At 39.3% G+C, this 7,533-nt stretch carries 7 protein-coding genes; 3 read left to right on the top strand and 4 right to left on the bottom strand.

Annotated features, from left to right (window positions below; genetic code table 11):
• From FTU06_RS04570 to FTU06_RS04560, 3 genes are all read right to left on the bottom strand, one after another.
• A partial coding sequence (locus FTU06_RS04570; RefSeq protein WP_180145198.1) for a phage late control D family protein occupies positions 1 to 1,022 on the bottom strand: 1,022 nt, incomplete at its 3' end.
• 690 nt (positions 1,023 to 1,712) lie between these two features.
• Positions 1,713 to 2,276 (bottom strand): TetR/AcrR family transcriptional regulator, encoded by a 564-nt coding sequence (locus tag FTU06_RS04565; RefSeq protein ID WP_180145195.1) that lies wholly within the window; start codon positions 2,274 to 2,276, stop codon positions 1,713 to 1,715.
• Positions 2,277 to 2,577: 301 nt separating this feature from the next.
• The gene (locus FTU06_RS04560) at positions 2,578 to 3,213 is read right to left on the bottom strand and encodes a cation transporter (RefSeq protein ID WP_180145191.1); all 636 of its coding nucleotides are present in this window, start codon (positions 3,211 to 3,213) and stop codon (positions 2,578 to 2,580) included.
• A gap of 76 nt (positions 3,214 to 3,289) precedes the next feature.
• Between FTU06_RS04560 and FTU06_RS04555 the strand changes: the two genes are divergently transcribed.
• The 3 genes from FTU06_RS04555 (at position 3,290) to FTU06_RS04545 (ending at position 5,445) form a co-directional block, all read left to right on the top strand.
• Positions 3,290 to 3,706 (top strand): Cd(II)/Pb(II)-responsive transcriptional regulator, encoded by a 417-nt coding sequence (locus FTU06_RS04555; protein WP_180089094.1) that lies wholly within the window; start codon positions 3,290 to 3,292, stop codon positions 3,704 to 3,706.
• An 80-nt stretch (positions 3,707 to 3,786) separates the two neighbouring features.
• Positions 3,787 to 5,181 carry a tRNA 5-hydroxyuridine modification protein YegQ gene (yegQ, locus tag FTU06_RS04550; RefSeq protein ID WP_180145188.1) on the top strand — a complete coding sequence of 465 codons (1,395 nt, stop codon included), beginning with the start codon at positions 3,787 to 3,789 and terminating at the stop codon, positions 5,179 to 5,181.
• Between the two features lie 9 nt (positions 5,182 to 5,190).
• Complete coding sequence (locus tag FTU06_RS04545; RefSeq protein ID WP_078194533.1) at positions 5,191 to 5,445, top strand: YfhL family 4Fe-4S dicluster ferredoxin; 255 nt, start codon at positions 5,191 to 5,193, stop codon at positions 5,443 to 5,445.
• A gap of 282 nt (positions 5,446 to 5,727) precedes the next feature.
• Here the strand turns inward: FTU06_RS04545 and ahpF are convergent, their stop codons facing one another.
• Positions 5,728 to 7,293 (bottom strand): alkyl hydroperoxide reductase subunit F, encoded by a 1,566-nt coding sequence (gene ahpF / locus FTU06_RS04540; protein ID WP_180145185.1) that lies wholly within the window; start codon positions 7,291 to 7,293, stop codon positions 5,728 to 5,730.
• Positions 7,294 to 7,533 lie beyond the last annotated feature (240 nt).

Here is a 7,533-nt window from a genome sequence, read left to right as displayed (position 1 = left end):
GCATTGAATTTTTTCGATTGTAGCTCGTGATAGCGCGTTAGGTTTTGATTCAGTTTTTCAATTTGGCTATTGGATGAAGCGGTAGCTTGGTCTTCGCCTTTTAAGTCTTGCATCCATGCAGGGCTGACATGCCATGCTTGCTCTAGACTTAAGCTGGCATTGTCTTGGCTTTGGCTATGCTGATGTTTACTTTGAACTGAACCTGCGCCTTCTTCTTGGCTGAGACCATCGGCTTGCCAGCGCTGCACATGGACCGCAGTCGGTTGAATGCTACGTTCACCGATCAAACTGGTGATGCTGTCTTGTTTTTCTGTGGCGCTAGAACGATGAAAGCGGATACTACGACGGCTGAGCGCTTGATATTGGCTATTGTCATCAATCAGGCGGAGTTTTTGTTTTTCAATTTGGGCTGAGGAATGCGGCACTTTCAGCTGTGCTTCATCGATGAGCCAGTTGATGCCCTCACTGCGCCAAAGACGCGTTAAAAAGTCATAATCGCTTTCATTCGACTGCATGATGAAAGGTCGAACGTCATAGTTTTGGCTTAAACCACTTAGGTCGAGCGTTAGACTGGCAGCAAAGAGCGGACTTTTGCTTTGCCATTCTTTAAAGAGAGTTTCACTGACATCGCGAACAGATTTGTTCATAAACACACGGCTGTTCCTGCGTTTATGCCACAGCGATGTTGCATCTTCTAAAGTGAGTTTATACAGCGTGAGTGAACCGTCACTCTGCCCTTGGGTGGCTTCGGTAATAATACCCGTGGTGCGGAAGAGTTCGCCCTGATCGGTTACTTGATCAACGGCGACTTGTGCGCCAATAAATTGTTTTAGCGGAATAAGGGCATTAGTAGATAGGCAAATCAAAGTCGCTTGCACGCCTTGGTTTAAGACATGCTCCCCATCAATACGTTGAATAAAAAGCTCTTCATTCAACGCAGGGTTGGAAAATTGCACATGAATGGCACGTTTTTGGGCGGATAGACCCAATTGTTCTAATACAGCAAATATTTTGCCTAACATAATAAAAATTCTAAATTGTAATCATGGAAATAATTTTGCTGCTAGTTTAGTCAAATTCATCAATAAACTTAATGCTTAAAACCATAGAAGATGTTTCGTTATGTAAAATCCACGATTCAAAAATTCACTTAAAACTAAAAAGCTGAGAACCCATGCACTAAAATACTTCTTGCTTATAAAATATTCACAAAATGGTCTTAGACCATGCACTTGCATCCAACAAGCAACGTCATTCACACAAGTGTAAAAATAATATTATCGTCTAATTAACATCGAGCTTAATGATCAAATTTTTAATATTATCTTTAAAAATAGTAAATTAATTTAAACTTAAGCTAGATTAAAAAACATACAACCCTTTCTTTCCTGTCTTGTAATTCACCTAAGATCCCCTATAATTCAAAAAAACAGACAAGTCTGTCTATTTTGCTGCAAAAACCGAATGAATTTAGCATTCAGAGGGTAAAAATATAAATGAGAGAAAACGTATAAAACGTTCGAAAATCAAATCATTGACTTAAGCTAACAAAGTAAATGATTTGAACGCATAGTTGTCAGCAAAGCGCGATTACCCCAAATAATCGCGCTTTTTATTTTTTTAGAATCTTAAGTTATGTGAAAAAAATTGATGGTTAATCAATACAAATAAGTCGTCGCTAGATTTAAAACCCAGATGCCTACAAGCAAATTTTAAGCGGTCAATTCCAAACGAATTAAGGTTTCAACTCGCTTCCAATAATCTGCTAAATGCACTTGGTTGGGATCAATTTGGGCTTGGATAGTCATGCCATCCAAAATACTACTCAGAAATGCAGCTAGTTGTTCAGTTTGCTGAATGCCCAGATTTTGTAAGGCAGTACTTAATTTTGATTTAAGCCACTCTTTATAGTCAATCGCAGGTTGCAATGAAGACGGATAAACTTTAGATATTTCTTCTACTGCTTTTTGAAACATACAACCATTGAAATCTGCAGTATGAAACCAAGCATCGTACCAAGCAAAAATGGTTTTAATATGCGAAAGATGGTCTTCTGGATCACATTCTGCAATAGCAGCTTCAAGTGATTCCTGTAAATTAAGATTTCGAATCACGAGACATTCTTCAATTAATTTGGCTTTAGAGGGGAAATATTTATAAAACGTCATTTTAGCAACGCCCGATTCCCCAATAATTCGATCTATACCAATCGAGTTATAGCTATAAGAATTGAAGAGTTGGAGCGCAACGTTAATGATGTCTTGCTTTTTCGACATTTAGTTTACCTGATGCACCAATGGGGCCTAAACATAAAGCTTTTAAGGTAGAAAACCTAATTTTTAAACATAATTTTCGCGCGCTATTGTAAAGCATAACTTAATTGGAGTCTGTAGATAAAACTTCAGCATCCCATTAAATACAGTCTGATTTCAGAAGATTTATCGATATAGCAGTCAGGAAAATTTCGTATAAAACTGACTGCTATTTTAATTTCAACTAGCGATTTAACGACTATTCATCTGCGTTAAAAACATGGATAAAATGAATGCCATTAACGGTGGATTTAAGAGTAAGTATTTAAGAGCAAGGGGTACTCAGAATATTTTTTTGCTTACGCTCTTGTAATGCTTTTCGAATCACCTGATAACCACCCGTTAAACCTAAGATCGCCATGATTGCGGCCACAATCAAATCTGGCCATAGACTTCCTGTACCAAATACCCCGACGGCCGCCAAGATCACCGCGACATTACCAATCGCATCATTACGGCTACATAGCCAAACCGATTGCATATTGGAGTCACCTTCACGGAAAGCATATAAAACATATGCACAAATGACATTAGCGACTAGAGCCAAAATACCAATTATACCCATGGTGATCGGTTCAGGTGCGATCCCATTTGCATAGCCATAGAGCACTTTGGCAATGACCACGATCCCAAACGCTGCCATGACAAAACCTTTAACCAAGGCAACTGTTGCACGCCAATATAAACTGGCGCCTAGCACGGCTAATGAAACTCCATAATTAACAGCATCACCAAAGAAATCTAACGAGTCCGCCCAAAGCGCAGAAGAATGTGCATAAGCCCCGCCAATCAGTTCCACCAAAAACATCATGGCGTTAATGATTAAGGCGATCCAAAGCGCGATACGAAATTTACTGTTTGGTTTGCTTGGTGCTGGCTCATGACTACATGTACATGCCATAAATATGCTCCAATTTAAAAATCAATGGATTTGTATTATTCTTATTCAAAACTATGGACTCACTCCAAGGTCAAGCATGAACGTACAAAAACATTATTTGATTAAAGAATTGTCCACCAAATCTGGGGTAAGCGTTGACAGTATTCGCTTTTATGAAAAGAAAAAACTGCTGAAACCTAGCTTCCGCGCAGACAACAATTATCGCTATTATGATGAAGAAATGTACAAACGTTTGGTTTTTATTAAGCGCTGTCGAAACCTCGATATTTCTCTCACCGAGATTCAAACCCTGCTTGAACTTGAGCAATCCCCTACGCAAAGCTGTCATGCTGTGAATGAATTAATTGATAATCACATTCGTCAAGTTTCTGAAAAAATTAAAGAATTAGAAAATTTTAAAATACAGTTAAGTAAGCTCCGTGCCAGTTGTAATGAAACCAGTCAAATTAATGATTGCCAAATTTTAAAACATTTGGAAAACGGAATATCTTGAAAACCCAACTAAAATACTTGGTTGAATCCTTTTTTTAGATCACTACAATAAAGCCATAAATTTTTTATGCCTTTATTGACATGACGATTCAACACGTAACCGAACTCCTCTCACCTGCTGGCTCATTGAAAAACATGCGCTACGCTTTTGCTTATGGCGCAGATGCCGTGTATGCAGGTCAGCCGCGATATAGCTTACGTGTGCGCAATAATGCTTTCGACCATGACAATTTAAAAATTGGCATTGAAGAAGCCCATGCTTTAGGTAAAAAGTTTTATGTGGTGGTAAACATCCAACCGCATAACTCAAAACTGAAAAATTTCATCCGTGACCTTGAACCTGTGGTTGCCATGAATCCTGATGCGCTAATCATGTCTGACCCTGGTCTGATCATGATGGTGCGTGAACATTTTCCAGAAGTGTCCATTCATTTGTCTGTACAAGCCAATGCGGTGAACTGGGCAACGGTTAAATTTTGGAAAAATATGGGACTGACACGTGTCATTCTGTCACGTGAATTATCAATCGAAGAAATTGAAGAAATTAAACACAATGTACCTGATATGGAAATTGAAGTTTTCGTACACGGTGCATTATGTATGGCTTACTCCGGTCGTTGCTTACTTTCTGGCTATATGAATAAACGTGATGCAAACCAAGGTGCATGTACCAATGCATGCCGTTGGGATTATAAAATTCACGATGCAGTTGAAGATGAAACTGGTGATGTTATTCCAGTCACACAAATTGAAGAATCATCATGCTGCAATAATAAAAATGCCGATGAGCAACACGCCCTAGAACAACACCAATTCGGCGAGCCGGTTTTATTACAACGCAATGAAGAAGACATGTTTGCTGCCGAAGAAGATGAACATGGCACTTATTTCATGAACTCGAAAGATTTGCGTGCTGTACAGCATGTTGACCGTTTAACCAAAATGGGCATTCATTCTTTAAAAATTGAAGGCCGTACCAAGTCTTACTTTTACTGTGCGCGTACCGCTCAAATTTATCGTAAAGCCATCGATGATGCTCTTTCTGGCAAACCGTTTGACCCTGCCCTCATGTCTCAGCTTGAAGGCCTTGCGAATCGTGGTTATACCGAAGGTTTTCTACGCCGCCATGTTCATAGTGAATATCAAAACTATGAAACCGGATCATCACGTTTTGATCATCAACAGTTTGTAGGTGAAGTTTTAGAACGCTATGGGGACTCTCTTAAAATTGAAGTGAAAAACCGTTTTGTTGTGGGTGATTCTTTAGAACTGATGACCACTTCAGGCAATATCACCTTCGTTTTAACTGAAATGAAAGATAAAAAAGGTAATCTGATTGAAGATGCCAAAGGTTCAGGTCATATCGTGGATATTCCTGTGCCTGCCGATGTCGATATGCGATACGCCTTACTGATTCGTAATTTACCCAATTCGACCGTAGATATTTCGGCTTCGTCTTTAGCTTATCAGGCTTGAGTTCGCTTTATGGCTTTGTTGATTACAGATAAATGCATCAATTGTGACATGTGTCTACCTGAATGTCCCAATGATGCCATTTATGAAGGCTCAAAGATTTATGAAATCGATGTCGCACGTTGTACTGAATGTGTCGGTTTCTATGAGCACCAAACTTGTGTTTCAGTTTGTCCGATTGAGTGCATTATTCCACATCCGGAGCATATAGAAAGCCAAACTGATTTATTGGAGAAGTTTAAAGGTTTGAATTTATTTAAATCTTAAATGCATGGTGAGATTGGCGTAAGACTTGCTTAATCCACTTTATATAGAGAAACAACCTTGGGGAAAGTATAAAAATAAGGTTGTAAAACAAAAATAGCTGGGCAACGAATAGGGTTCAAAATGTGTGGGGACATTTTTGAATCCTAATTTTGCAGACAAAAAAAAGGAACTCCGGTGTTAGCATCCAAAGTTCCTGTAAAACGAGAATATTAAGAAAAATAATATTCAAATGACAACATTCAGCGCGGCCAGTGTGTTTCTCGAAACCCACTGGCCTTTCTTTTATTGACCCGAACGGATGATGTAATCAAAAGCAGATAATGATGCTTTCGCGCCTTCACCTGTCGCAATAATGATTTGTTTGTACGGTACTGTTGTACAGTCACCTGCAGCAAATACACCTTTTACATTGGTTTCATTGCGCTCGTTAATTACGATCTCACCACGGTTTGAAAGTTCAACTGCTGTTTCTTTTAAGAAATCAGTGTTTGGTAACAAACCGATTTGTACAAAGATACCAGCCAATTCAATCGTTTTGATTTCATCAGTTGCACGGTCTTTGTAGTTCAATGCAGTCACTTGTGAACCATCACCGACTACTTCTGTAGACAATGCATTCATGATCACAGTCGTATTCGGTAAGCTGTTTAACTTGTCTTGAAGCACTTGGTCAGCGCGAAGTTTGGTATCAAATTCAACAAGTGTTACATGTTCCACAATACCAGCAAGGTCAATCGCCGCTTCGACACCTGAGTTACCACCACCGATCACCGCAACACGTTTACCTTTAAACAATGGACCGTCACAGTGTGGGCAGTATGCAACACCACGTGTACGGTATTCTTGTTCACCCGGAACGTTCATTTCTCTCCAACGTGCACCTGTTGAAAGAATCACTGTTTTAGATTCAAGTTTTGCACCATTCTCTAAAGTTACTTCAACTAGACCATTGGCTGTTTGATCTGCACCTTTAATGTCAGACACACGTTGCAAGTTCATGATGTCCACACCGTACTCACGTACATGTGCTTCCATTTCAGCAGCAAACTTAGGACCTTGAGTCTTTTGAATCGACGTGAAGTTTTCAATGTCCATGGTATCCATGACCTGACCGCCCATGCGTTCAGCCACGATACCGGTTTTAATGCCTTTACGTGCAGCATAGATTGCAGAGGTATTACCCGCAGGGCCACCACCAATCACAAGGACATCAAATGCTTCTTTGGCATTTAGCTTTTCAGCATCTTTTGCGGCAGAGTTCGTATCCAATTTCGCAATGATTTCTTCCAAGGTCATACGACCTTGACCGATGTGATTGCCGTCTTGGAATACCATCGGTACAGCCATGATTTTGCGTTCTTCAACTTCGTCTTGGAAGAATGCACCATCAATCATGGTTGCAGTTGTACCCGGGTTGTAAATTGCGATCAAGTTAAGTGCTTGAACCACGTCAGGACAGTTATGGCAGCTTAAAGATACAAACACATCAAAGTTAGTTTTAAGACCTAGACCTTTGATAGTGTTCAGTACTTCGTCAGAAACTTTCGGTGCATAACCTGAAGTTTGTAGCAAAGCTAGAATCAAAGATGTGAATTCGTGGCCCATCGGTAGACCTGCGAAGAATACACGTGGTGTTTCACCTGCTTTTGCAATACCAAAGCTTGGCGCACGGCTGTTGTTACCGTCAAAACGTGCAGTCACTAAATCAGATAAGGCAGCAACTTCAGTTACCAATTCTTTAATTTTGTCTGATTTGTCCGTGCCGTTTAAAGTCGCGACGATTTCAATCGGGCCTTCAAGGCGTTCAAGTAAGGTTTTTAATTGAGCAGAAGTATTTTGATCTAACATTGCTAACGTCTCCAGAGGAGTAAATTTATTTGATAAGAGAATGATAGAACAAACCATTAAATAGGTGAAACGGTTTGTTTTTATAAAATTAATCGGTTTTACAAATCAAATAGTTAAATTTCTTTCTAAATCATAAATATATGGACGTATATTAACATTAAAATGATTTATTTCGCACACATATATCGTGACAAATTCCTCATTTTTTCTTTTTTATTGAAATTACACCAACACTATGCA

Source organism: Acinetobacter sp. YH12052, from assembly GCF_013419835.1.
GTDB classification, from domain to species: Bacteria; Pseudomonadota; Gammaproteobacteria; order Pseudomonadales; family Moraxellaceae; genus Acinetobacter; species Acinetobacter amyesii.
The sequence above is the reverse complement of the archived record's forward strand: the minus strand, read 5'-3'. Positions and strand labels throughout refer to the sequence as shown.

Coding starts and splice junctions, on each gene's coding strand:
- FTU06_RS04560 (WP_180145191.1), bottom strand. CDS start 3,213: ATGGCATGTACATGTAGTCATGAGCCAGCACCAAGCAAACCAAACAGT.
- FTU06_RS04565 (WP_180145195.1), bottom strand. CDS start 2,276: ATGTCGAAAAAGCAAGACATCATTAACGTTGCGCTCCAACTCTTCAAT.
- yegQ (WP_180145188.1), top strand. CDS start 3,787: ATGACGATTCAACACGTAACCGAACTCCTCTCACCTGCTGGCTCATTG.
- FTU06_RS04545 (WP_078194533.1), top strand. CDS start 5,191: ATGGCTTTGTTGATTACAGATAAATGCATCAATTGTGACATGTGTCTA.
- FTU06_RS04555 (WP_180089094.1), top strand. CDS start 3,290: ATGAACGTACAAAAACATTATTTGATTAAAGAATTGTCCACCAAATCT.
- ahpF (WP_180145185.1), bottom strand. CDS start 7,293: ATGTTAGATCAAAATACTTCTGCTCAATTAAAAACCTTACTTGAACGC.